The sequence below is a fragment of the Flammeovirga sp. AWQ4_249 genome (assembly GCF_056161045.1).
Genome location: NZ_JBSWYJ010000061.1, coordinates 1 through 21,384 on the forward strand (window position 1 = coordinate 1; position 21,384 = coordinate 21,384).

The following is a 21,384-nucleotide window of genomic DNA, read 5'->3' on the forward strand; positions in this document are numbered from 1 at the left end:
AATGTGTTCTGTTTTTATCATTATCACATTACAAAGGTCAGCATTTCAAATAAATATCATTGGTAGAAAAAATATTTTCATTGGTAAAAAAAATTTCAATTCGATTTTTTCTAAATAAAAAAGGGACGTCAATGACATCCCTCCTTTCAACGGTACATTAGTACCAACCTATTTTCAAACTTAAAACCTTATATTAATGATATTGTGTAGACAGTTGTTAAATGTGTTCTGTTTTTATCATTATCACATTACAAAGGTCAGCATTTCAAATAAATATCATTGGTAGAAAAAATATTTTCATTGGTAAAAAAAATTTCAATTCAATTTTTACTAAACAAAAAAGGGACGTCAATGACATCCCTCCTTTCTACGGTACATAAGTACCAACCTATTTTCAAACTTAAAACCTTATATTAATGATATTATTTAGACAGTTGTTAAATGTGTTCTGTTTTTATCATTATCACATCACAAAGGTCAGCATTTCAAATAAATATCATTGTTAGAAAAAATATTTTCATTGGTAAAAAAAATTACCAATCTGAATATTTTAATAATTCGATGTAAGGATCACCTTTTATTCCCAATAATTTTGCAAAAGCTGGTTCTGTTTTTAAACCTTCTTTTTTCATTTGAATTATTTCATTCTTAAAAGCCGTTCCTTTTATTTTAAGAATCTGATACTCAATAAGCATATGTTTATATGCATTTTGATCTATCGTAGGTTTGTTTTGACCAAAAATTTCAATGTCAAAACCATTAATGTAAAAATTAGCTACAGTACATTCAGGTTGTATATCACTATTAATATTTATCTTGAATTTATCATTCCCACTGAATGATTGTTTAAGTAAACCCTGAAAAGCTTCATGATTTTTAACATTACATATAATATCTAGGTCACTTTTTGAAATATCTATTTCTATAGGAATTGTACCTGTTAAAATAGGATCAAAATCTTCAAGAAGATTGAAGATATCATTAGAAATTAATGTTTCAAATGCCTTCTTTTGCCTTGAATTCCCTTCTTTTAAATAGTCTAATTTTAAAAATTTATTTTTTTTATAATCAATCATGTAATGATTAGCCCTGCCTTTTGTAACCTTTGTTTTAATTCATCCATAGTACAATTATATTCCCAATACATTTGTCTTCCATGTGAAGATGATACTAAAATATATTGTCTACTAATCGATCTGATTCTATCTAAAGCAATAATTTTCCTAGTAAATTCATTTTCGACAATGTGATCTAAAATTTCTTGATTATTTTCATCAAAACCATGATCAATCATCGCTGTTTTTACTTCTAATTCAATAAACATAATAGTATTACAATAAGATTAATAATATATAAAAAAAGTGTATTACCTGAATCTTAACAAGCAATACACTTTAAAATATACATTTGAAAGATTATGAAAGATCAAATCTATCAGCATTCATGACTTTTTCCCAAGCTTTAATAAAATCAGCTACAAACTTCTCTTTATTATCGTCTTGAGCATAAAACTCACTGTATGCTCTCAAAACTGAATTTGAACCAAAAATAAGGTCTGCTCTTGTTGCCGTCCATTTTACAGTTTTTGATTTCCTATCGGTAACATTGTATAAATTTTCTCCTACTGGATCCCATGAATTGTTCATATCTGTAAGATTTACAAAAAAGTCATTACTCAATGTTCCAACATTATCCGTAAAGACTCCATCTTTAGAACCACCATAATTTGTTCCAAGAACACGCATACCACCAATCAGCACTGTCATTTCTGGAGCTGTTAACCCTAACAACTGTGCTTTATCAAGTAATAACTCTTCAGGTTTTACAGCATAATGTTCTTTCTGCCAATTTCTAAAGCCATCATGTATAGGCTCTAACACTTCAAAGGAATCTGCATCTGTCATCTCTGGCTTAGCATCTCCTCTACCTGGATTGAAGGCTACTTTAAAAGATGGATTAACTGCTTGAGCAGCTTTTTCAACTGCAGCGGTACCACCCAATACAATCAAATCAGCAATACTTACTTTTGTAGATAAAGTATTTTGAATCTCTTCTAATTTGGATAGTACTTTTTGTAATCTTTCGGGTTCATTTCCAACCCAATCTTTTTGTGGAGCTAACCTAATTCTTGCTCCATTGGCTCCTCCTCTATAGTCAGATCCTCTGTAGGTCCTAGCACTATCCCACGCTGTATTAATCAATTCTGTGTGTGATAATCCAGAGTTTAGAATTTTAGTTTTGATATCTTCAACTTCTGCTTCAGAAAGTGAATAATCAACACTAGGAATTGGGTCTTGCCAAATTAAATCCTCTGTTGGAACATCTGCGCCAAGATATCTAGATTTTGGACCTAAATCCCTGTGTGTTAACTTAAACCAAGCTCTAGCAAATACATCTTTGAAGTAGTCATGGTCATTATGGAATTTTTCAGAAATCTTACGGTATGCAGGATCTACTTTCATTGCCATATCCGCATCCGTCATAATTGGATTTCTTTTTACACTTGCATCATGAGCATCAACAGGCATATCTTCTTCCTTGATATTGATAGGTTCCCATTGATTTGCTCCTGCGGGACTCTTTTTTAATTCCCATTCATAATTTAGTAAAAGATGGAAATACGTTTTATTCCATTTATCTGGAGTAGTTGTCCATGCTCCTTCTAATCCACTAGTGACTGCATGAGCACCATTCCCTTCAGGATTCATCCAACCAAAGCCTTGATCCTTAATATCGCCCCCTTCAGGTTCAGGCCCTAGCTTACTTGCATCTCCATTACCATGGGCTTTACCCACAGTATGTCCACCTGCTGTTAAAGCCACCGTTTCTTCATCATTCATTGCCATCCTAGCAAATGTAGATCGAACATCATGTGCTGTTCTTGCAGGATCCGCAACACCATCTACACCTTCGGGATTTACATAAATGAGTCCCATTTGTACTGCAGCTAATGGATTTTCTAAGGATTCACTATCTCCTTTTTTACTATATCTATCTTTTCCTAACCAATCTTTTTCCTGTCCCCAATAAATATCTTTTTCAGGATGCCATATATCCTCTCGTCCTCCAGAGAAGCCGAAAGTTTTAAAACCCATAGATTCATAAGCCATATTACCAGCTAGGATCATTAAGTCGCCCCATGATAATTTATTACCATATTTCTTTTTTACAGGCCATAATAATCTTCTAGCTTTATCTAAGTTAGCATTATCAGGCCAACTATTCAGAGGTGCAAATCTTTGATTACCTGTATTACTACCTCCTCTTCCATCAGCTACTCTATAAGTACCTGCTACATGCCATGCCATACGGATCATTAATCCACCATAATGTCCCCAATCGGCAGGCCACCAATCTTGACTATCAGTCATTAGATTTTTTAAATCAGTCTTAACTGCTTCTAAATCTAGTGATTTAAAAGCTTCAGCGTAATCGAAGTCGTCTCCATATGGATTTGTTTTTGTATCATGTTGACTCAGGATATCTAGATTTAGTGATTTAGGCCACCAATCCAATACATTGTTTTCTTCTTTTGAGTTTGCGCCATGGTGAAATGGGCATTTCCCTTGTGTTGAGTTATCCATAATTAGTTATTTATGTGTCTATTATTTACTGCTTGTTTGTATAACTTTCGGTTCCATAAGTTGTTTTTGGGAATGGAAGAAAATTCACAAAACTTTGACTGTTAATAAAATATGTATACAATTTAGAAATTCTGATGAAATTCTTACTATTATTTTATAAAAAAACTTCAAAATTGAAGAATAATAATTCACTCTGTATTTCTTACAATAGGGATTAAATTGAATTAGATAAAAATATTATGCTTTACTTAGTTTTTTGAAAGATAAGTGCTTTAGATATTTTTTATATTTCCATAATTTTCGGATACAAAAAAAGCCATCACAAATAAATGTGACAGCTTCTTTTTTAAGATTAAAAATAACTTACTTTTTATCAAAAGCATCTTCAATTCTAGCTTGAATATCAGCTAAATGAGCCGCTTCCATAGAAGTAGAACGGTATCTATTTTTTGCTGACTTTACTGCCTTTTGAATTTTTGATAATTCTAAACGAGATACAGCTTGGATATCATAATTTGTATCCTTGCTATCGTTTAATTTTTTAATTAGAATATCAATATGAACTCTTTGAAGATCTCTTCTGTAAGTATCAATTTTCTTGGTTGAAACAATTTCACTCCAAATTGATTTTCTCAAATCCTCATTTAATTCTAAAATAGAATAAGCATTTGATCCATTAAGTGCTTCATTGTTAATCATTCTGATTTGACGTGAATCACTTAATAATCCTGTTAATGTACGTGTTTGTAATTTTTGAATTTGCTCAACATTTCCTGAGTATTCAATCTTATTTAATACGTCTTTATTGATTAACCATGATGGAGTTGCAAATAATTCTTCATTTAAGAATTTCACAGCTCTTTTTTGCTTTTCCTTTACAACAGGAACATAAACATCCCCAGCTTGTTCAGTTGTTTTAGGGTTAATGATTACACCACCTACATTGTTATAAACGTGACCCATATATCTGTTGTATTGAGAAACAACATTTAGATATAGTTCTTCTAAATCATCATAGAAATAACCATCTCTCTGTGTCCATTGGATTAGTTGAGGTACAATTCGCTCTAAGTTTTTGATACCTAGAGTACTTGCTTCCATTGCATCGTCTGATAAATCTTCAGTTTGAGATGATGGATCAATTACTTGCCATTGTTGTGCTCCAAATCTGAACCAAGGGTTACCTGCTTTTTCTTTAATCCATGTATTTAATATTGGCTTCTCTTCTAAAGCAGTTTTAACTTCCGTTAATTTATAACCATATTCAATTGACCATTTATCATAAGGTCCAATGATTGGATATAATCCTACACCTTTATCTTCTGGCTGTGCAACGTAGTTCATACGAGCATAATCCATAATTGATGGAGCTACACCATTTTCTTGTACGAAACCAGGAGTTCTTAATTGCTTCACTGTATAGTTGCTACTAGAACCCATATTGTGAGGTAAACCTAAAGTATGTCCAACTTCGTGAGTAGCTACAAATTCGATTAATTTACCCATTAATTCATCATCAAACTTTGCTTTTTGAGCTGATGGATTTACTGCACCTGTTTGGATTAAACACCAGTTTCTTAGAAGTTTCATAACATTATGGTACCATAAAATATCTGATTCTAAGATTTCACCAGTTCTTGGATCATGAACGTGAGGTCCTTGAGCATTTTGAATAGGTGTTGTAATATATCTGATTACGGAATAACGTACATCTTCTGGGCTCCACTCTGGGTCTTCTTCTTTTGTAGGAGCATCTTTTGCAATTATTGCATTTTTAAAGCCAGCTTTCTCGAATGATTCTTGCCATGCTTCTACACCACTCTTGATATACTTTCTCCATTTAACAGGAGTAGCAGGATCGATATAATATACGATTGGTTTTACAGGCTCAACAAGTTCTCCTTTTCTATAGGCATCCCAATCTTTTGGTTCTAATCTCCATCTCGTGATGAATCTTTGAGTAGCTGCTTTTTGCTCATTTAAGCTATAATTTGTTTGCTGTAATGAGAAATAACCTACTCGTGGATCATAATAACGAGGTTGCCATTTTTTTTCTGGTAACTCGATAAATGATTGATTCATTTCAATTGATAATGTTTTCGTCAATTGATTGTCTGGTAATTTATCTCCTTTATACGTTAATACATGTCTTACTTCCACATTTTTAGGGAAAGATTTCATAGAAGTGACTATACTTCTTTTTGAATCTAAACCTTTGATTCCAAAGCGTTTTCTTTCAGAATCTCTTAATGCTCCTAACATAGGAACATCACTTGTAAATAATGAAGTAACATCAATAACTACAGATGATGAATCTTCTGCAATAGTCTCCAACTTAAAAGTTTGGATGATAGGCTCAAAGTTATTGTTTACGACAGATTTATATATTGGATCCTCTAAACTTGCTACACTATTGTATGAAACTGATCTTAAAAGGATTTTTTTATCTTGTCTTTGCCAACGAATTACTTGTTGTGGTCTAGATTTCATACCCGCACCACCAAAGTTTAATCCTTGAACATGACCAGAAATTCTACTTACTACTAAAATTTCTTTCTCTAATAAGTCATTTTTAATCTCAAAGTAGTATTTATCTCCTACTTTATGTGTTGTAAATAGGCCTTCATCAGATACTGCTTTATCAGTGATAATTTCAGAATATCCTTTTAAGGCATCTTTGTCTTTTTTTGGTGCTTGTTCAGTTTGTTCAGTCTGGTCTTTTTTCTTTTTCTTCTTCTTTTGGGCAAAAGAATTAAAACTTAAAGATCCAACCACTGCGAACAATAGAAAAAATCGGAAGTTATTTTTCATTTCGTTTAAATAATGATTGATAATTCTGCAAAGATATGAGAAAGTTTCAAAAAATATGTTAAGTAAAAAATCTAATAAGAATAGTACAATGTTTTCAGATCATATTACATTGATATATTAGATAATTTATATTACCCTGTAAATATTTGTTTAAATGAATTTATACTAATTTATTAGTAAGTGGAATCAGTTAATTAATTTTTTAAAGAATAAGGAAATTAAGTAAGAAAAACCTAAAAATAAGATCTCCTGTTATATCCTTTTATCCATTCGATCAATTGTAATTCAGTAACTTTTTTTTGTTCTATTAAAATATAGATATCACGATAATTTTTTAAAATAAGTCCAAGAACGGGTTGATAATCGTTGACATCTTTGGGAATCATTATATAATCTTCCATATCATTCGTCTTGATATAGTAATTTCTTGGATAAATGAATGATAAATTATTAACATAAACATTTCCTTTATTTGCCTTTTTTAGATCATAAACCGCTAACTTGATTTCTCCAAATGTAACTACTTTTGCAAAAACTCTCTTTTCACCTTTACCAGGAACACTAACAAATTCTACATTATCTGCTGAAAAATAACTTACTTCATTTGCTGTATACTTTTCTTTTCCTTCATTGGTTCTAATTTTAACTTTTGGAATGTAATCATTCAATGGTACTGATATCTCACCAAAAACTTTTACACCTATATCGTTAGGAGATGAACTTTTGATAATAAATTCTCTAGAATTTTGTCCAAATAAAGAAGTAATCAAAAGGTTAAAAAATACTGTTATTAATGTTTGCTTCATTGTTAGAAAAGTTTAGATAAAATGCTTTATAAAAAGGTCTAACTAATTTTTACATGGCTAGACCTATTAAGGTACTATTAAATAAAACAACCTAGTTAAAACTTAACTTGTTGTTCTTGAGATTTTATCGTTAAATAATAATAATCATTGAGTAGTTGTCTTAAGAAGTTTTTATGTTTTAAAGTAGTCTGTTCTATCATTAATTGTTCTTTCAACTTATTTTCAACTTTATAAATAACAATAAGGTGATCTGTTGAATAGTCTAACTTTAAAGTCTTTTTGATAAGATCTAATTGTTTTTGATTCAAAGAACTTGCTTGAAAAAAGACTGGCTCGTAATCATCTTCAAATTTAGGAATTGAAAAAGATCCAGCATTTGTATCTTCATCTAGTGATATAACCAATGTTCCTGCTACAATATCTCCTACTCTTTGTCCTTTACCTCCTATTAAAATCGTTAAAACGGCTATAATTCCTTGTAATAAAGCTATATCTACAAAACGAAATAACCATCTCAATACTAATTGAGAAAATGTAATTGAACGACCATCCATAGAAACAACTTTGATTTTCATCGCCTTTTTTCCTAATGATTGTCCATCTAGAAATGTTTCACATACGAGATGATACATAAGTGAAACAATACCCACAATGGCTAACCATATTAATGCTGCAGTTTCGTAATCATCTATAAATAAAAATGGAAACCCAAAAAATGCGACAAGCATAACAGTATCAATTAGAAATGCTCCAATCCTAGATGTTATAGTTGCTTTTTGAAATTGTATATTAACGTTTTGACTGTTCTGAAAAGAAATTGATGACATCTTTTTGCTCTTAAAAAATTGTGATATATTGTGACAACAAAGCAATTTTTTATGAAAGAACCTATATTTATTCTAAAAAATCAGGATAAATGGCAAACTATTGAGGGAGAAATTGGGAATATTACCTCTTCTCCAGACGTATTGGCATCTTATTATAAGTCATTAAGTGACGACTTATCGTATGCGCAAACTTTTTATCCAGGAAGTGAACTAACTCTGTATTTAAATAATCTTTCCATTAAATATCACGAAAAGATTTATACAGGTAAAAAAGAAAAAACATCTCGATTCAGAACATTTTGGATGGAAGAAGTTCCATTCGAAATGATGAATAATCGGAAACAGATATTTTATGCTTTTCTTGTTTTTTTATTTAGCACAATCATCGGTGCATTTTCAGCTTATCATGATGGTGAGTTTGTTCGGTTGATACTTGGCGATGCCTATGTCAATCTTACTCTAGATAATATTGCTAAAGGTAAACCAATGGATATTTATGCTTCTGGAGGACATTTTGAAATGTTTTATCAGATCACAAAAAATAATATTCAAGTCTCCTTTTTTGCCTTTGTTTTTGGCATTTTCACAAGCTTAGGGACTGGTTTTTTACTTTTTAGGAATGGTGTAATGCTTGGGGCTTTTCAATATTTCTTTTACGAACATGGCGTTCTTCAAGAATCGTTATTAAGTATTTGGACGCACGGTACACTAGAAATTACAGCGATTGTATTTGCAGGTGGTGCTGGCTTCGTTTTAGGAGATGCATTATTATTTCCCAAAAATAAAACAAGAATGGATAGTTTACGTGATGGAGGAAAAAAAGGATTGAAAATAGTAATTGGATTAATTCCAATCTTTATAATTGCTGGCTTTTTAGAAGGATTTGTAACAAGACAGGTAGATTGGCCCTTAGCGATTAGGTTATTTTTTATCCTATCTTCTATGGCATTTATTCTTTATTATTATTTCTATTATTCTTACAAGATCTATAAGAAAGTAACATCTTAAACAAAATAGAATATTTTTTATAATTAATTATAATTAAACTATTATGAACTCTAAAGTTTTTGACTTTAACCAAGTAAGAGGTATTGGTGATAAAATTGAATTGTCATTCGATTTTTGGAAGTCCAATTTTAAAACAATCTTCTCTGCTGCTCTTTCATTGTGTATCCCTTTTTATATTATGGGATCAGTGATTCAAACTGCTTCAGAAATTTTCATCTCAGAAGGTGATGGTACATTTGTTAGACTATTTGGAACCTTATTAATACTAATAGGAAATACTTTCTTGACTAGTATGGCTTTTGGTCTAGTTAAAGTATATATCGATCCGAACGTTGAATTCAATGTCAATAACATTAAAGAAGTAAGTAAAAAATACTCAGGTAAAATTTTCGGTGCTCTAATACTTTACGGATTCATGGTCGGTTTGGCTACATTATTTTTTGTAATCCCAGGTATTTTCATTATGATATCTTGGTCTTTTATTATGCCTGTTATCATTTTTGAAGACAAATCTATTGGAGAAGCAATTAGTAAAAGTTCTAAATTGATAAAAAATAAATGGTGGAATACGTTTTTCTACAATGTAGTTTTATACCTAATATTTGGTATTGTTTCTATTGTCTTTAATCTTCTTCCTACAATTCCTGCTATGTTAGGAGATACTCTAATTATGCAAGATATGTCTTCTACATTAAAGATTGTATCAATGTTTTTTGCATTGGCCAATGGTGTAGTCTCTCCTATTATTGCAACTTTACTTCACATTGGTATTTGTACTAATTACCTTTCAATAAAAGAGGAAAAAGAAGCAACAAGTGTATTAAAAGAGTTAGAAGCTCTTTAATATATTATTATAAAAGAATTACTTAAAGATTTATAGTGAAATTTAGAAACTATTCAGCAAAACTATATTTCTTCCTATTATCCCTTTCTTGTAGTATTATTTTAAATGCTCAAGAAAGGGGCTTTAATGAAGAAACAGTGAAATCACTTCAAGAAAACGAAGATTATCACTACGTTTTACCACAAAACCAACAATCGATTTGGGATGTCATTAATTTATGGTTGAATGACTTTTTTTCTCAATTTTTTGACAAGGATGTAAAACTGGATTTTCCATTTCTTGGTTTTCTCTTTTGGACAGGCATTATTGTCTGTATTTTTTGGGGATTATATCTTATTCTAAAAGCTAATAAGTTATTTATTTTCTCTAATAATGAAAAAGTAAACTATAAAAATATGAAAGGAATTTATTCTAAAAAAGAAACAACAATTCCTTTGAGTACTCAACTGAAAGATGCAATTGCTAATAATGACTACCATGAAATTGTACATCTTTATTATCTAATTTCAATTGAAAAACTTGATCAAAAAGGCATTATTAATTTGAAAAAAGTAGATCACCATAATGATATTCTTTTTCAGTTGAAATCAGATGACATTAAAAATCCATTTAATACTATTGGTACCTATTTTCAGTATTGTTGGTATGGTGAATTTGATGCTAATGAAGAAATCTGTTTACAACTAAAACCTTTGTTCAACGAGTTAGAGATAGCAATTAATCAATATGAAAAAGTCTTATAAACAATATATTTTTCTAGGTATTGCTATTCTATTATATCTTGTATTAGCACTATCACAAAAAGAAGAAATCAATTGGAATGCTCATTATAAATCAGATTCCAAAGATCCATATGGTACTAAAGCTTTAGATGAAATTATTAAAGGTTCTCCCTTAAATATTACTATTCAAAACGTAAGGCTAACGCCCTATGAAATTTATGATTCTTTATCTCAGGAGTATTCTGATAAGAATTTAATTGTTATCGGTGATGAATTTAGTACAGATGAAACATCTTTAAAAATATTACTAGATGAAGCAAAAAAAGGAAGATCAATTTTTATTGCTGCAGAATATTTTGATTATGAATTTGAAGATACTTTAAAGTTTATCACCACTTATGAGAAGACTTTAAAGCTGAAAGATATAGCCATTGATAATAATGCTAATGTTACCATAGATACATTATGTATTTCATCAAATGGAAAGGATGGTTATTTCTCTGATTTTGAAATAATGAATACTTTTGAAAGCTATGATACTTTAAATACAGAAGTTTTAGCTACACATGATCATGGTTTTCCAGTTTTTATAAAAACTAAAGTTGGCAAAGGAGCAATTTACCTTTTGTCCACTCCAAAAATCCTTACAAATATTGCCCTATTGAAAGATGAAAATCATCAATTAGTGAGTGAAATAATTAGTGCACTTCCTGAAGGAAATTATATTCGTACTGAATATCATACAAGAGGAAGAGTTGGACAAAGTTCACCGTTACGAGTAGTATTAACAAAAGATGGTATTAAAGAAGCTACTTATTTAATCCTTGCATTAATATTTATCTATTTAATATTCCAATCTAAGAGAGAACAAAGAGCTATCCCAGAGATTTTCCCTCCAACGAATGATAGTATGGAATATATCAAGACATTAGGACAACTTTATCTTGATCATAATGATAATCCAAACATCTTATCAAAGAGAAAGAGGTTTTTGATTCATCATATAAAAAATAAATATCATGTAAACCTTTTAGATGGTGACATTGATAATAACATTAAAATTTTAGCTTTTAGAACTGGAATAGAAGAAAGTGAATTAAGAAGACTAATTTCTAAAATCGATAAAGAAATTAATTCACCCATCTCAAATGTTGGTTTTGTGGAAGCAAATAAACTATTAGACGAATTTTATAAAAAAGAAATATAGATATGGAAGAAAATATAATAAACAACTTCGAAAATAGAATTGATACTTCATCTCTAATTGAGGAACTTAATTTACTCAGAGAAGGAATTAATAAAGTTGTTAAAGGACAGAAAAAAACTGTAGACTTACTTTTAACGGCTATTTTAGCTGATGGACATGTCCTATTAGAGGGCGTACCAGGCGTGGCAAAAACGTTAACAGCGAAAACTTTAGCACATCTGATTGAAGGTAAATATTCGCGTGTACAATTCACTCCAGATTTAATGCCTTCTGATGTAATAGGTACAAATATCTTCAACGCCTCTACAAACGCATTTGAGTTTAAAAAAGGGCCAATTTTTGGAAATATCATTTTGGCTGACGAGATCAATCGTGCGCCTGCTAAAACGCAATCTTCATTATTTGAGGTAATGGAAGAAAGACAAATTACTTATGATGGTATTCAATATAAAATGCCACGTCCGTTTTTAGTGGTAGGTACACAAAATCCTGTGGAACAAGAAGGAACTTATCCTCTTCCAGAAGCTCAGTTGGACCGTTTCCTTTTCAAGATAGATTTAAGTTACCCAGAAGAGCAAGATGAATTAGAAGTCTTAAAAATGCATCATCAATTCCAAGACCCTACTGAGGCCATGGATGACATGTATAAATTAAGTCCTGCTAAGCTTCAAGAATTTCGTGATTTGACAAAAAGAGTAATTGTCAAGGATGAACTAATGGATTATATCTTAAAATTAGTTCGAATGACAAGACTTAGTAGTGATTTATATTTGGGAGCTTCTCCAAGAGCAGGTGTAGCATTATTGAATGCTTCAAAAGCATGGGCATGTCTTCAAGGTAGAGATTTTGTAACTCCTGATGATATAGCTTATGTCATTAAGCCTGTCTTCAGACATCGTCTTATTATGACTGCTGAAAAAGAAATGGAAGGTGAAAATATGGACCGTGTTATTGAAAAAATCATTCATGGTGTAGAAGTTCCTAGATAATACTTTATGAAATTTTATAAGCAAACATTCTTTACAGAACGCTTTTTTCAGATAGGTGGAGTAATAATATTTTTATACCTACTCTCCTATTTCATACCTTTTCTTTTAGGGTTAACGCATATTCTATTGCTGTCTTTTTCAATGTTGACGGTATTTGATGGTATATTACTTTTTACCTTAAAACAGAAGATAACAGCCGAACGTCAAACACCTGAAAGATTATCTAACGGAGAGAATAATCCAATTTCTATTCATGTTGAAAACAATAGTAATCAGAAGTTAGCAATTGAGGTAATTGATGAGGCGCCAATTGAATTTCAACTTAGAGGATTAAATTTCCCAATATCACTAGATCCAGGTAAAGAAAGAGAAGTTTCTTATTTTATTAGACCTACTGAACGTGGTGAATATTTTTTTGGTGATCTAATTTTATTTTTGAAATCAAGATTAGGTATTATCAGAAGAAAAGTAAAACAAGATGTTGAAATCTCAAGTGTAAAGGTTTACCCTTCTTTTCAGAAGTTAAAACAATTTGAATTGATGGCTCTTCATACTGGTCATATGGAAGGCGGAATTAAAAAAGTACGACGCGTTGGACAGCAAAAAGAGTTTGATCAAATCAAAGAGTATGTTCATGGTGATGACTTCAGAACCATTAACTGGACTGCTACTGCTCGTTCACAAGGTTTAATGGTCAATCATTATCAAGATGAAAAAGCACAACAAGTTTATACTATTCTTGATATGGGAAGAAGTATGAAGATGCCTTTTAATGGAATGACTTTATTGGATTATGCAATTAATGCTAGTTTAGTATTACTTCATATTGCTCAAGTCAAACAAGATTTAATTGGTTTATCTGCCTTTAATTATGATAGCTATAGCTTCTTGAAAGCACAAAGGAAGTCTTCTCAAATGCAAGGTGTTTTAGAAAATTTATACAATCTAAAACCATCGTATGAAGAGACTGATTTTGGAAATATCTCTACATTATTAAAGCATCAAATTAAACAGAGAAGTCTACTGATTTTCTTTACAAATATTCTTCATAAAGAGAGTTTGGAAAGAAAATTACCTTACTTAAAAAGGTTAGCGAAAAAGCACTTATTAGTGGTCGTACTTTTTGAAGATACTGAAATTCTTGGATCGCTTAAAGGTAGTGTAGAAACAAAAGAAGATATCTATGTGAAGGCTTTACAAGAAGAGAATATTTTGGAACGAAAGATGATTTCAAAACAACTTCAACAGAATGGTATACATACTATTTTAAGTACGCCAGAAAAACTGACAGTGGATACCATAAATAAGTATCTAGAAGTGAAATCTAGGGGTTTGATTTAATAAAAAAGGCTTGATTTTTAACTACAAATCAAGCCTTTTTCTTATCTCCTTAAAGATAAACCTTTTCTGAAAATGCCAATACCTGCTGCTATTGGACCATAAATAATATAAAAATAGTCTCCAGTATCAAAAATTCCAATATAGGTCCCAATTGTAATAAAAAGACTAGCTAAGATCATAAATAGACCTAGAATTATATATTGACGCCCTTTTGTTCTGTTGCTTTTAATCAGTGCTTCTGCAATTGTCGCATTATCTACTAGTTTGATGATTACTTTAATTTCATCTTCTTCTATACCTTTGGCAACTAACTCCTTTCTGATCTGTAAAATATTTAGTTCTCCATTTACAGACTTTTCAGTATAATAATCTACAACTTGGGCTCTGTTTATTTTTCCTTTTAATAAAGTCATTGCGAATTTGTAGTTTGCTTTGTCAATTTTTGATTTCTTTAATTGATTCACAAATTAATATATTATGAGATATTAATTGTCCTTCAATGATAAAATCTATACTCCTCTTTTGATTATTCTTTTGTACTAGATTCATTTTCTTCAATTGTAGAGAATCAAGGGAAATCATATATATTTTTAATGCCTCATTTTTAAGAAAAAGATATGGTTTATCAATTATTTCCATTCGATGCAATAAGCTTAGCTGATCTAGCATTTCACTTTCTTCTAATGAAATATCAGATATTCTATTTAAACTATCTAAATACTCCTCAAATAGAAGATTGCTATCATTTTCATACTTATAAAAATCTTTTAATTCAATTATTGTAAAATCAATTTCCCCCATTAGTTCCACTTTATTTTGAGTTTGATTATTATGGCAACTCAAAAAAATGAAAATGCATAGAAAATAGAGAGGTTTCATAAGAGAGTGTTCGTTTCAAAACGGATAAAAACAAAGGCTTCTCTTAATTGATTTAAAAGAAGCCTTTCGTTAAATTTTTAATACATTATGCTTGTGAAGTAGCCCCAGTACTATTCGTTGTAATGGCTAATAATTGGTCCTTAAATTTCTTATCGACAAATAAGTATTCAATTTCCACTTCATCATTATGTTCTACTTTACCGTCTTTATCAAGTTTTGCCACTTTATTTACAACGGTAATGTAGTTATCGCTGTTCTTTGAAGAGTATAGCGTGATTAAGGTATAATTACCTTCCAAATTAGAAGCTAACGATAGTGTACTTAATACTTCTTCGTTTCCTTCAGCTAAAGCTTTTACAGTAGAATTAAATTCAAGGAAATAATCAAAGGCAGGTAATTCATTTTCATCATACCATTTATCTTCCAATTCACAGAATGGTTTTCTTGCTTGAGATGATGCACCTAATAAACCTGCAATTGTAATAATCAATGTTTCAATTACCCAAATTATAGATAAGAAAGTACCACTTACTGTTGCCCCTCTAATACCCCAAGTGCCATATTCATTGATCATACCAATCAAATTAAATAATTCACTTGGACTAGTAGCTAAACCAAATACTTGAAGAAAACTAATATTGCTTACCGTTACACCAATTCTGTCTGAACCATACGACTCACCAGCATTCATCACTAAATCTGCCCAAACTGCCCAGTGAAAATATAAAGCAATCAAAACTCCGACAAATGAAAATATCCTAGCTAAACCAGGCTTTCTCACTTTGCCAAATTTTACGACAAATTGGTTGATGACAATACTAATTCCAATACCAAAACATCCTGCCAAAATGAAGTTGATATAAATAAATGGAATGTACCAGATTGCGTATGCATAAATGAGTCCTAATAAAGGAAATGCAACGATAGATGCCAATCCAAATAATAAAAATGAAATTGGCGAAAAATTACCCGATGGAGAGTATAGTTTTAATTTTTCCAAAACTTGTTTGCTTAAATCATAAAAAAATAGATACTGAAAAATTTCAGATCTTGAAAATGTTTACCGTAATATAAATAAAAAACAATAATTCTTTCTAATTCTCTACTGATTTAACAGTAATGATTGGGGAATGTTCAATTGCAAAATTACATGAATTAGCGATGAAACACATCTTATTTGCATTTTCATGTAATGCTTTGGCTTTTTCAATAAGATGTTCCTCTTCAATGACAACCTCAGGGTTTAAAGTCACAGAAATAAACTTCCCACTCCCGTCATTACTTTCTTCCATCACTCCTGTTGCTTTATCATGATAAGAATGCACCACAATACCATTCGTAGCACAAAGGTGTAAGTACCACAACATATGACATGATGAAAGAGAAGATAAAAACAAATCTTCAGGGTTATATTTTGTTTTATCTCCTAAAAAAGCTGGATCTGAAGAACCTTGAATTACATCATATTTACCATCTACAATGATTTCATGATTTCGATTGTATGATTTATAATCTTTTGTTCCTTCCCCCTCATTTCCTGTCCATTCAACAGTAATATTGTAGTGATGATTTTTCATAATAAAAAAATAGTTTGCTGTTTAAGTCTATAAATATATCAGAATTTTAGTTTGCTTTACAATCAGAAAGAAACATTGTTCCAGAAATAGCTAAGATTTTCTGATTATACTTTTGTAGTTTTTCCATTAGTAATAAGTATTTGAGTTAAAAATATTTATGTTAATGGAATGTAATACGAAAAATACAGCAAGTGAAAATAAATTAACGCTATTTAAAATTTAAAGGTGACAATTTAATAATTAATCACTCTTTCTCAGATCGTCTATTACTATAGTAATCAGCCGTTTGATCATCACCAATAACTTCTGATAATTCAACAATATGAGTAATCACTTCATTATTGGTTGAGTCGAATTCATGAGCAATTATTAAAGATGTAATAGCAAATTTTTTGTATTGGTTCGCTGCTTCACTTTCTCCTTGCTTTTCGTATAGTTCACCATTTTCAAATGCTAATAATCCCATATCCATTAAACCATAAACAACATAATCCAACGTTTCTTGGCTATCATCACTTTCTAAAGCATTTTCAAGTAGTTCTTTGCCTTTTTCTGTATTTCCAATATTGATAAGACTTAATGCATACTCTATCGTATAAGAAATAGCTGTGGGATTTATTTCAAGAGCCTTTTGATAATAATCAGCTGCTTCTTTGTATTCATGTAATAAAAAATGAGTGTGTCCAAGAGCACTAATAGCACCTTTATGATCAGGATCTAAAGCTAGAGTCTCTTCGTATTTTTCTAACGCAAAAGTATTAAACAATTCAGCCTGATCATTTTTACCTTTTTCAGCAGCATTTTCAGCTCTGATAGTTAAAGCAACTCCTTCATCAAATAATTTTGATGCTTTACGATTTTGTTTTTTTTCTTCGCTACAACTACTAACGAATAAAATCACAAATAATAATACTAAAGGTCTCATTAATAAGTTTTGAGGAATTGTTAAGGTATCTAAGCTATTTACAAACCAAATAAAAAGAAAAATATGAAAAAATAAAAACCCTTAACAATATATACTTCATATTATCAAGGAGTTAGGAGTTGAAATGATTTCAGATCTAAAGAAATTGGAATGTCTGTCCTAAAAAAATACAATGGGATACGCATTGCCACAAAGAGTATTACATAAAAAAGTATTTCATTTTTAAGGTAGTTTGCTTTATACTGTTTATCTAAAGTTTTAGAAATTTAATAAAATCATCAGTAAGGTCTAAATTATTATTATGATACAATACTATTTTCTTGTCAATTATCAGTGCCAACTGATTTTGAGTACAATAATCTTCCAACCTTTCTTGAAGAGCTTTATTTAAAATTTCAGAATTTATATTTTTTAAACGTTCAATCTCATCAACATACTTTTGCTGTAAATTCCTTAGTCTAGAATGTAAAATATTTACTTCTTTACTTAATTTTTTTATTTCAGATTCAGCGATAAAACACCCTCTAAACAGATTATTGTAAATAAATTGAAATCTATTTTCTAATCTTTTAATAGAGTCTTGATAAACTTCTTTTGTTTCAAATAAATTAGCTTGTAAAATATCATATTCCTTAAGATTTAGGATTGCATTATCATGATCTATAACTGAAATATTTTGTTGCCCATAAACAACTAATTCTTGGCATAAGAAACTTGCTATCAAGAGAGTAAACTTTAGATATATTAATCTATCAACTATATTCATTCGTATTTTGATTTGAGATGACATTCTTTTAATTCTTCAAGAAAGAATGAAATTCATTTGTTATATCTACAGTGGAATAACAATAAAGCAATGCATCATTTTTAAAAATAACCATAGTATTTTTTTGTTTACAATACTTATCTAAGTGGATAATAAATATATCTTTCAATTCCTCTTCAAATTGAATATCAATACTATTTAATTTCTTAAAAAGGAGATCATATTTTTTAGTTAATTCAATGATCTTAAACTGTGCGTATAAGTTTTCAATCTCTACTAAAAAAGAGGGCTTTTCATTAAAAACACAACTATTTGAAAACTCATCAAAATATCTCTTTTCTAAAGTAATAAGAGAATCATAAAGTACTTTTTTATTTACCTCAAACTTCACTTTTAATAGATGGTATTCTGGTAATTCAGTTTTAATCAAATTATAATTAATGAAACCTATTGAACTTTGTTGACCAAAAGAATTTAAGTGGAATAATATAAATAGCGAGCTTGTGAGAATTAATTTCATGGTTATTATTTCTTTATTGACTTTATAAAGACACTTTAAAAAAGTACTAAGTTGGAAATAAAAATGTCCCTGCTGTGGTGAAAGAACGATGGTGATTATGCCTAGAATTACTCATCAGCGTGCACCTCCAAAACCAAAAAGTGATGTGGTGGATACTTTGAATTAATTTTTTTTACCTCATTTTTTTGCTTATGAAAATAAGCCTGGAAGGTAACACCCTAGACTTTTCAAAATGAGCTATTTTTAGCATAAAAAGAGAAAGAATTTCTCCTAATAATTCAATTTTCGACAATAAAATGGAGGAAAGATAAAACAGTATCCACAAAAAAGACCTTCCGAGTAACTGAAAAGTCCATCCTAATTTCCATAAAAGTCTGCATTTCATGGCTACACCGCCATTGTTCAACTAGGGCTTAATTTTTGGCTTTGCAAACCAAACTAAGCCCTAATTATTATGTCTTTACGAATAATGTTTATTAGTTGCTGTTATATTTTATTTCTTACTAAAAGATAATTTATCTAGAAGCTCTTTATTTCTTTTCTTACTTTTTCGAATAAAATCTTTTATTGACTTTTCTGCTTCTGATGATAATGGTTTTTTTTCAACAACTAATGTTACACCTTTTGGTTCTTTAATGTATCCCATAATTTTATATATTATTTATCCGTAATATCTATTTAACAATTTAACTGCATCTTCGGGTTCAATTACCATTTGATTTGATTGTCCCACTTGTTTTGCTCCTAAAGTCCTATTGTAATGAGGTATTAAATTTGTTTTTGAGTTAAAAGCAACATAGCCATAATCACCTCGATCCCACGATTCTTTACATGCAAAAGCAAATAAATTACCCGCAACACCAAAATATACTTTATTTCTACCAATATTAAAATCTGCACTTTCAACTAGTTCAACGAAGACAAAACCATCATGGTAACTTAAAGCTATTAAACCTTGGATGACATTTTCATTGTTTTCTATGACTAATTTAAAAACTTTAGAAGAACTATTGTTTTCAGCCTTCCAATCAAAGTTCCATCCTTGATTTAGTTTTTCTATATCTGTACTGGTAATTGGTAAAACTTGAGTATTGAAACTATCACCAGTAATAACATTCTCTATTGAGTTCGTTAATTTATCTATCTCTACTTCTATGAACCTTTTTTCCATATAGTAAAAATAAGAATCTTCTATTACTAATTGAAAGGATATACTAAAATAAAGGCTAACGTTTAATGTAAAATGTGTTTTAATGCATTTTTACATAGTGTTGAACAAAAGCTCCGCTAGCTAAAGACCTCGTATTCTTATATTTGCATCTTAATTTAATGGTAAATTTTTAAGCTATTTAAGATGAAAAAAAAGAAACGATAGTCGAAAAAGCGAAACGTGTTGTTCCTGATTTTAAAAACATGTTTGATCAAATGTATCAGAACATGATATTGAGTGGAAAATCTACTTCTACCTTTAATAACTACATGAGAACTATCGCTAGCATATCATTGTATTTTAAAAAGGTACCTCTTGAACTTTCCGATGATCAAATTAATGATTATCTACTTCCCCTCAAAGAAAAATAAATTGAAACTTCCATTAGCCAAAAATCATCGAATGGGACTGGATTAAAATCTCATTAGAAAAACTAGGTTATGATCCAAAAAAATGTCCATGCTGTAGTGAAAGAACGATGGCAATTATGCCTAGAATTACTCATCAGCGTGCGCCTCCAAAACCAAAAAGTGATGTGGTGAATACTTTGAATTAATTTTTTCTTACCTCATTTTTTGGCTTCAACGCCATTGTTCAACTAGGGCTTAATTTTTGGCTTTGCAAACCAAACTAAGCCCTAATTATTGGCGGTAGTTTTTATTTTTTCGGTAGATATAATTTCATTTTCCCGATTTCTAATTCGTCTAAATGTCCCATTTTACTTTCGTCTTTTGTTATCAAGTGCATATGCAAAAATGAGTCGTGATGTGTAAAAACACCTTTATGTTCGGTTGAGAAAAAACCAATTATTTCCGCATCGTCATTTTCAATATTGTAATTGGTCTGTCCTTGGTGAGCTTCGTCTGGTGATGACACTTTTGTTTCTTTGGGCAAATTCTGAATATGAATAATCGCACTTGAAACTTGTCCGATTAGTTTAAAAGCAAAAGGCCTTTTGAAATCAGTTGTTTTGTCGTCAATAAATTTCTCTAAATTCTGAATTGTCTTAACGTCAGATGGCAAGTCAATTTCATTCCATTCCGTTACATTTCCATAAACAAAGAAAGGGGCAGAAGAGGTAAACGTTTTTGCAACGGTCATTGTCGAGTCAGTAGTTACTTTTGAAACGTAGCTCTTTCCATTATTAATGAGCAATTCGCCTGTTAAGAAGCTCACAGGTCCAAGTCCATAAAGTCCATTTTTGTCTGAAATGGTATCAAGGTCAATGCTACTTCCTAACTCGCCTTTCCACATTACATTTTTCATTGCACCGACAATTTTAATGTCCGAATAGGATTCTGTTTCAGCTGTGTTTTTTTCTTTCGTTGTCGAATTGCAACCAATTAGTCCAATTGTCAGAAGTACGAA

23 protein-coding genes are annotated in these 21,384 nt (G+C 30.4%); 7 read left to right on the forward strand and 16 right to left on the reverse strand.

Annotated features, from left to right (window positions below; all coding sequences use genetic code 11):
- Positions 1 to 533: 533 nt before the first annotated feature.
- The 6 genes from ACXAHM_RS24290 to ACXAHM_RS24315 form a co-directional block, all read right to left on the reverse strand.
- Positions 534 to 1,076 carry a DUF4269 domain-containing protein gene (locus ACXAHM_RS24290; RefSeq protein ID WP_474966220.1) on the reverse strand — a complete coding sequence of 181 codons (543 nt, stop codon included), beginning with the start codon at positions 1,074 to 1,076 and terminating at the stop codon, positions 534 to 536.
- Positions 1,073 to 1,324 carry a hypothetical protein gene (locus ACXAHM_RS24295; protein WP_474966223.1) on the reverse strand — a complete coding sequence of 84 codons (252 nt, stop codon included), beginning with the start codon at positions 1,322 to 1,324 and terminating at the stop codon, positions 1,073 to 1,075. Before ACXAHM_RS24295 ends, ACXAHM_RS24290 begins: the two co-directional genes overlap by 4 nt.
- Before the next feature lie 91 nt (positions 1,325 to 1,415).
- Entirely contained in the window at positions 1,416 to 3,584 is a 2,169-nt protein-coding gene (gene katG / locus ACXAHM_RS24300; protein WP_474966226.1) for a catalase/peroxidase HPI, read from the reverse strand.
- A gap of 363 nt (positions 3,585 to 3,947) precedes the next feature.
- Positions 3,948 to 6,395 carry a zinc-dependent metalloprotease gene (locus ACXAHM_RS24305; RefSeq protein WP_474966228.1) on the reverse strand — a complete coding sequence of 816 codons (2,448 nt, stop codon included), beginning with the start codon at positions 6,393 to 6,395 and terminating at the stop codon, positions 3,948 to 3,950.
- A gap of 233 nt (positions 6,396 to 6,628) precedes the next feature.
- Positions 6,629 to 7,201, reverse strand: coding sequence for a hypothetical protein (locus tag ACXAHM_RS24310; protein WP_474966231.1), 573 nt, complete (start codon positions 7,199 to 7,201; stop codon positions 6,629 to 6,631).
- A 95-nt stretch (positions 7,202 to 7,296) separates the two neighbouring features.
- Positions 7,297 to 8,028: an RDD family protein gene (locus ACXAHM_RS24315; protein ID WP_474966233.1), complete on the reverse strand. Its 732-nt coding sequence runs from the start codon at positions 8,026 to 8,028 to the stop codon at positions 7,297 to 7,299.
- A 51-nt stretch (positions 8,029 to 8,079) separates the two neighbouring features.
- Here ACXAHM_RS24315 and ACXAHM_RS24320 point away from each other — a divergent pair, with 51 nt between their 5' ends.
- The 6 genes from ACXAHM_RS24320 to ACXAHM_RS24345 are packed head-to-tail and all read left to right on the forward strand — an operon-like array spanning position 8,080 to position 14,139.
- On the forward strand, positions 8,080 to 9,036 hold the full coding sequence (locus ACXAHM_RS24320; RefSeq protein WP_474966235.1) for a stage II sporulation protein M: 957 nt from the start codon (positions 8,080 to 8,082) through the stop codon (positions 9,034 to 9,036).
- 43 nt (positions 9,037 to 9,079) lie between these two features.
- Complete coding sequence (locus ACXAHM_RS24325; RefSeq protein ID WP_474966238.1) at positions 9,080 to 9,880, forward strand: glycerophosphoryl diester phosphodiesterase membrane domain-containing protein; 801 nt, start codon at positions 9,080 to 9,082, stop codon at positions 9,878 to 9,880.
- A 35-nt stretch (positions 9,881 to 9,915) separates the two neighbouring features.
- Positions 9,916 to 10,623 (forward strand): hypothetical protein, encoded by a 708-nt coding sequence (locus ACXAHM_RS24330; protein ID WP_474966241.1) that lies wholly within the window; start codon positions 9,916 to 9,918, stop codon positions 10,621 to 10,623.
- Positions 10,607 to 11,809 (forward strand): DUF4350 domain-containing protein, encoded by a 1,203-nt coding sequence (locus ACXAHM_RS24335; RefSeq protein ID WP_474966244.1) that lies wholly within the window; start codon positions 10,607 to 10,609, stop codon positions 11,807 to 11,809. Before ACXAHM_RS24330 ends, ACXAHM_RS24335 begins: the two co-directional genes overlap by 17 nt.
- 2 nt (positions 11,810 to 11,811) lie before the next feature.
- Positions 11,812 to 12,798: an AAA family ATPase gene (locus tag ACXAHM_RS24340; protein WP_474966246.1), complete on the forward strand. Its 987-nt coding sequence runs from the start codon at positions 11,812 to 11,814 to the stop codon at positions 12,796 to 12,798.
- A gap of 6 nt (positions 12,799 to 12,804) precedes the next feature.
- A complete protein-coding gene (locus tag ACXAHM_RS24345; RefSeq protein ID WP_474966248.1) occupies positions 12,805 to 14,139 on the forward strand; it encodes a DUF58 domain-containing protein in 1,335 nt (444 codons plus the stop codon).
- Between the two features lie 41 nt (positions 14,140 to 14,180).
- Here the strand turns inward: ACXAHM_RS24345 and ACXAHM_RS24350 are convergent, their stop codons facing one another.
- The 9 genes from ACXAHM_RS24350 to ACXAHM_RS24390 form a co-directional block, all read right to left on the reverse strand.
- Entirely contained in the window at positions 14,181 to 14,552 is a 372-nt protein-coding gene (locus ACXAHM_RS24350) for a hypothetical protein (RefSeq protein ID WP_474966250.1), read from the reverse strand.
- A gap of 22 nt (positions 14,553 to 14,574) precedes the next feature.
- On the reverse strand, positions 14,575 to 14,940 hold the full coding sequence (locus ACXAHM_RS24355) for a hypothetical protein (protein ID WP_474966252.1): 366 nt from the start codon (positions 14,938 to 14,940) through the stop codon (positions 14,575 to 14,577).
- Positions 14,941 to 15,103: 163 nt separating this feature from the next.
- On the reverse strand, positions 15,104 to 16,018 hold the full coding sequence (locus ACXAHM_RS24360; protein ID WP_474966254.1) for a hypothetical protein: 915 nt from the start codon (positions 16,016 to 16,018) through the stop codon (positions 15,104 to 15,106).
- A gap of 94 nt (positions 16,019 to 16,112) precedes the next feature.
- Positions 16,113 to 16,595 carry an OsmC family protein gene (locus tag ACXAHM_RS24365; protein ID WP_474966256.1) on the reverse strand — a complete coding sequence of 161 codons (483 nt, stop codon included), beginning with the start codon at positions 16,593 to 16,595 and terminating at the stop codon, positions 16,113 to 16,115.
- 244 nt (positions 16,596 to 16,839) lie between these two features.
- The gene (locus ACXAHM_RS24370; protein WP_474966258.1) at positions 16,840 to 17,520 is read right to left on the reverse strand and encodes a tetratricopeptide repeat protein; all 681 of its coding nucleotides are present in this window, start codon (positions 17,518 to 17,520) and stop codon (positions 16,840 to 16,842) included.
- 250 nt (positions 17,521 to 17,770) lie between these two features.
- The gene (locus ACXAHM_RS24375) at positions 17,771 to 18,310 is read right to left on the reverse strand and encodes an OmpH/Skp family outer membrane protein (RefSeq protein WP_474966260.1); all 540 of its coding nucleotides are present in this window, start codon (positions 18,308 to 18,310) and stop codon (positions 17,771 to 17,773) included.
- A 4-nt stretch (positions 18,311 to 18,314) separates the two neighbouring features.
- Positions 18,315 to 18,806, reverse strand: coding sequence for a hypothetical protein (locus ACXAHM_RS24380; RefSeq protein WP_474966262.1), 492 nt, complete (start codon positions 18,804 to 18,806; stop codon positions 18,315 to 18,317).
- A gap of 493 nt (positions 18,807 to 19,299) precedes the next feature.
- Entirely contained in the window at positions 19,300 to 19,452 is a 153-nt protein-coding gene (locus ACXAHM_RS24385; protein WP_474966264.1) for a hypothetical protein, read from the reverse strand.
- A 15-nt stretch (positions 19,453 to 19,467) separates the two neighbouring features.
- Positions 19,468 to 19,977, reverse strand: a complete 510-nt coding sequence (locus ACXAHM_RS24390; protein WP_474966266.1) for a hypothetical protein — start codon at positions 19,975 to 19,977, stop codon at positions 19,468 to 19,470.
- Between the two features lie 254 nt (positions 19,978 to 20,231).
- Here ACXAHM_RS24390 and ACXAHM_RS24395 point away from each other — a divergent pair, with 254 nt between their 5' ends.
- A complete protein-coding gene (locus ACXAHM_RS24395; RefSeq protein ID WP_474966284.1) occupies positions 20,232 to 20,387 on the forward strand; it encodes a phage integrase N-terminal SAM-like domain-containing protein in 156 nt (51 codons plus the stop codon).
- 286 nt (positions 20,388 to 20,673) lie between these two features.
- Here ACXAHM_RS24395 and ACXAHM_RS24400 read toward each other — a convergent pair whose 3' ends face one another.
- Positions 20,674 to 21,282, reverse strand: coding sequence for an acetolactate decarboxylase (locus tag ACXAHM_RS24400; RefSeq protein ID WP_474966269.1), 609 nt, complete (start codon positions 21,280 to 21,282; stop codon positions 20,674 to 20,676).
- Positions 21,283 to 21,384: the final 102 nt, after the last annotated feature.

Bases quoted from the DNA above. Each gene is read 5' to 3' on its own strand.
- ACXAHM_RS24290 (WP_474966220.1), bottom strand. From the start codon at position 1,076: ATGATTGATTATAAAAAAAATAAATTTTTAAAATTAGACTATTTAAAA.
- ACXAHM_RS24295 (WP_474966223.1), bottom strand. From the start codon at position 1,324: ATGTTTATTGAATTAGAAGTAAAAACAGCGATGATTGATCATGGTTTT.
- katG (WP_474966226.1), bottom strand. From the start codon at position 3,584: ATGGATAACTCAACACAAGGGAAATGCCCATTTCACCATGGCGCAAAC.
- ACXAHM_RS24305 (WP_474966228.1), bottom strand. From the start codon at position 6,395: ATGAAAAATAACTTCCGATTTTTTCTATTGTTCGCAGTGGTTGGATCT.
- ACXAHM_RS24310 (WP_474966231.1), bottom strand. From the start codon at position 7,201: ATGAAGCAAACATTAATAACAGTATTTTTTAACCTTTTGATTACTTCT.
- ACXAHM_RS24315 (WP_474966233.1), bottom strand. From the start codon at position 8,028: ATGTCATCAATTTCTTTTCAGAACAGTCAAAACGTTAATATACAATTT.
- ACXAHM_RS24320 (WP_474966235.1), top strand. From the start codon at position 8,080: ATGAAAGAACCTATATTTATTCTAAAAAATCAGGATAAATGGCAAACT.
- ACXAHM_RS24325 (WP_474966238.1), top strand. From the start codon at position 9,080: ATGAACTCTAAAGTTTTTGACTTTAACCAAGTAAGAGGTATTGGTGAT.
- ACXAHM_RS24335 (WP_474966244.1), top strand. From the start codon at position 10,607: ATGAAAAAGTCTTATAAACAATATATTTTTCTAGGTATTGCTATTCTA.
- ACXAHM_RS24340 (WP_474966246.1), top strand. From the start codon at position 11,812: ATGGAAGAAAATATAATAAACAACTTCGAAAATAGAATTGATACTTCA.
- ACXAHM_RS24345 (WP_474966248.1), top strand. From the start codon at position 12,805: ATGAAATTTTATAAGCAAACATTCTTTACAGAACGCTTTTTTCAGATA.
- ACXAHM_RS24350 (WP_474966250.1), bottom strand. From the start codon at position 14,552: ATGACTTTATTAAAAGGAAAAATAAACAGAGCCCAAGTTGTAGATTAT.
- ACXAHM_RS24355 (WP_474966252.1), bottom strand. From the start codon at position 14,940: ATGGGGGAAATTGATTTTACAATAATTGAATTAAAAGATTTTTATAAG.
- ACXAHM_RS24365 (WP_474966256.1), bottom strand. From the start codon at position 16,595: ATGAAAAATCATCACTACAATATTACTGTTGAATGGACAGGAAATGAG.
- ACXAHM_RS24370 (WP_474966258.1), bottom strand. From the start codon at position 17,520: ATGAGACCTTTAGTATTATTATTTGTGATTTTATTCGTTAGTAGTTGT.
- ACXAHM_RS24375 (WP_474966260.1), bottom strand. From the start codon at position 18,310: ATGTCATCTCAAATCAAAATACGAATGAATATAGTTGATAGATTAATA.
- ACXAHM_RS24380 (WP_474966262.1), bottom strand. From the start codon at position 18,806: ATGAAATTAATTCTCACAAGCTCGCTATTTATATTATTCCACTTAAAT.
- ACXAHM_RS24385 (WP_474966264.1), bottom strand. From the start codon at position 19,452: ATGGGATACATTAAAGAACCAAAAGGTGTAACATTAGTTGTTGAAAAA.
- ACXAHM_RS24390 (WP_474966266.1), bottom strand. From the start codon at position 19,977: ATGGAAAAAAGGTTCATAGAAGTAGAGATAGATAAATTAACGAACTCA.
- ACXAHM_RS24395 (WP_474966284.1), top strand. From the start codon at position 20,232: ATGTATCAGAACATGATATTGAGTGGAAAATCTACTTCTACCTTTAAT.
- ACXAHM_RS24400 (WP_474966269.1), bottom strand. From the start codon at position 21,282: ATGAAAAATGTAATGTGGAAAGGCGAGTTAGGAAGTAGCATTGACCTT.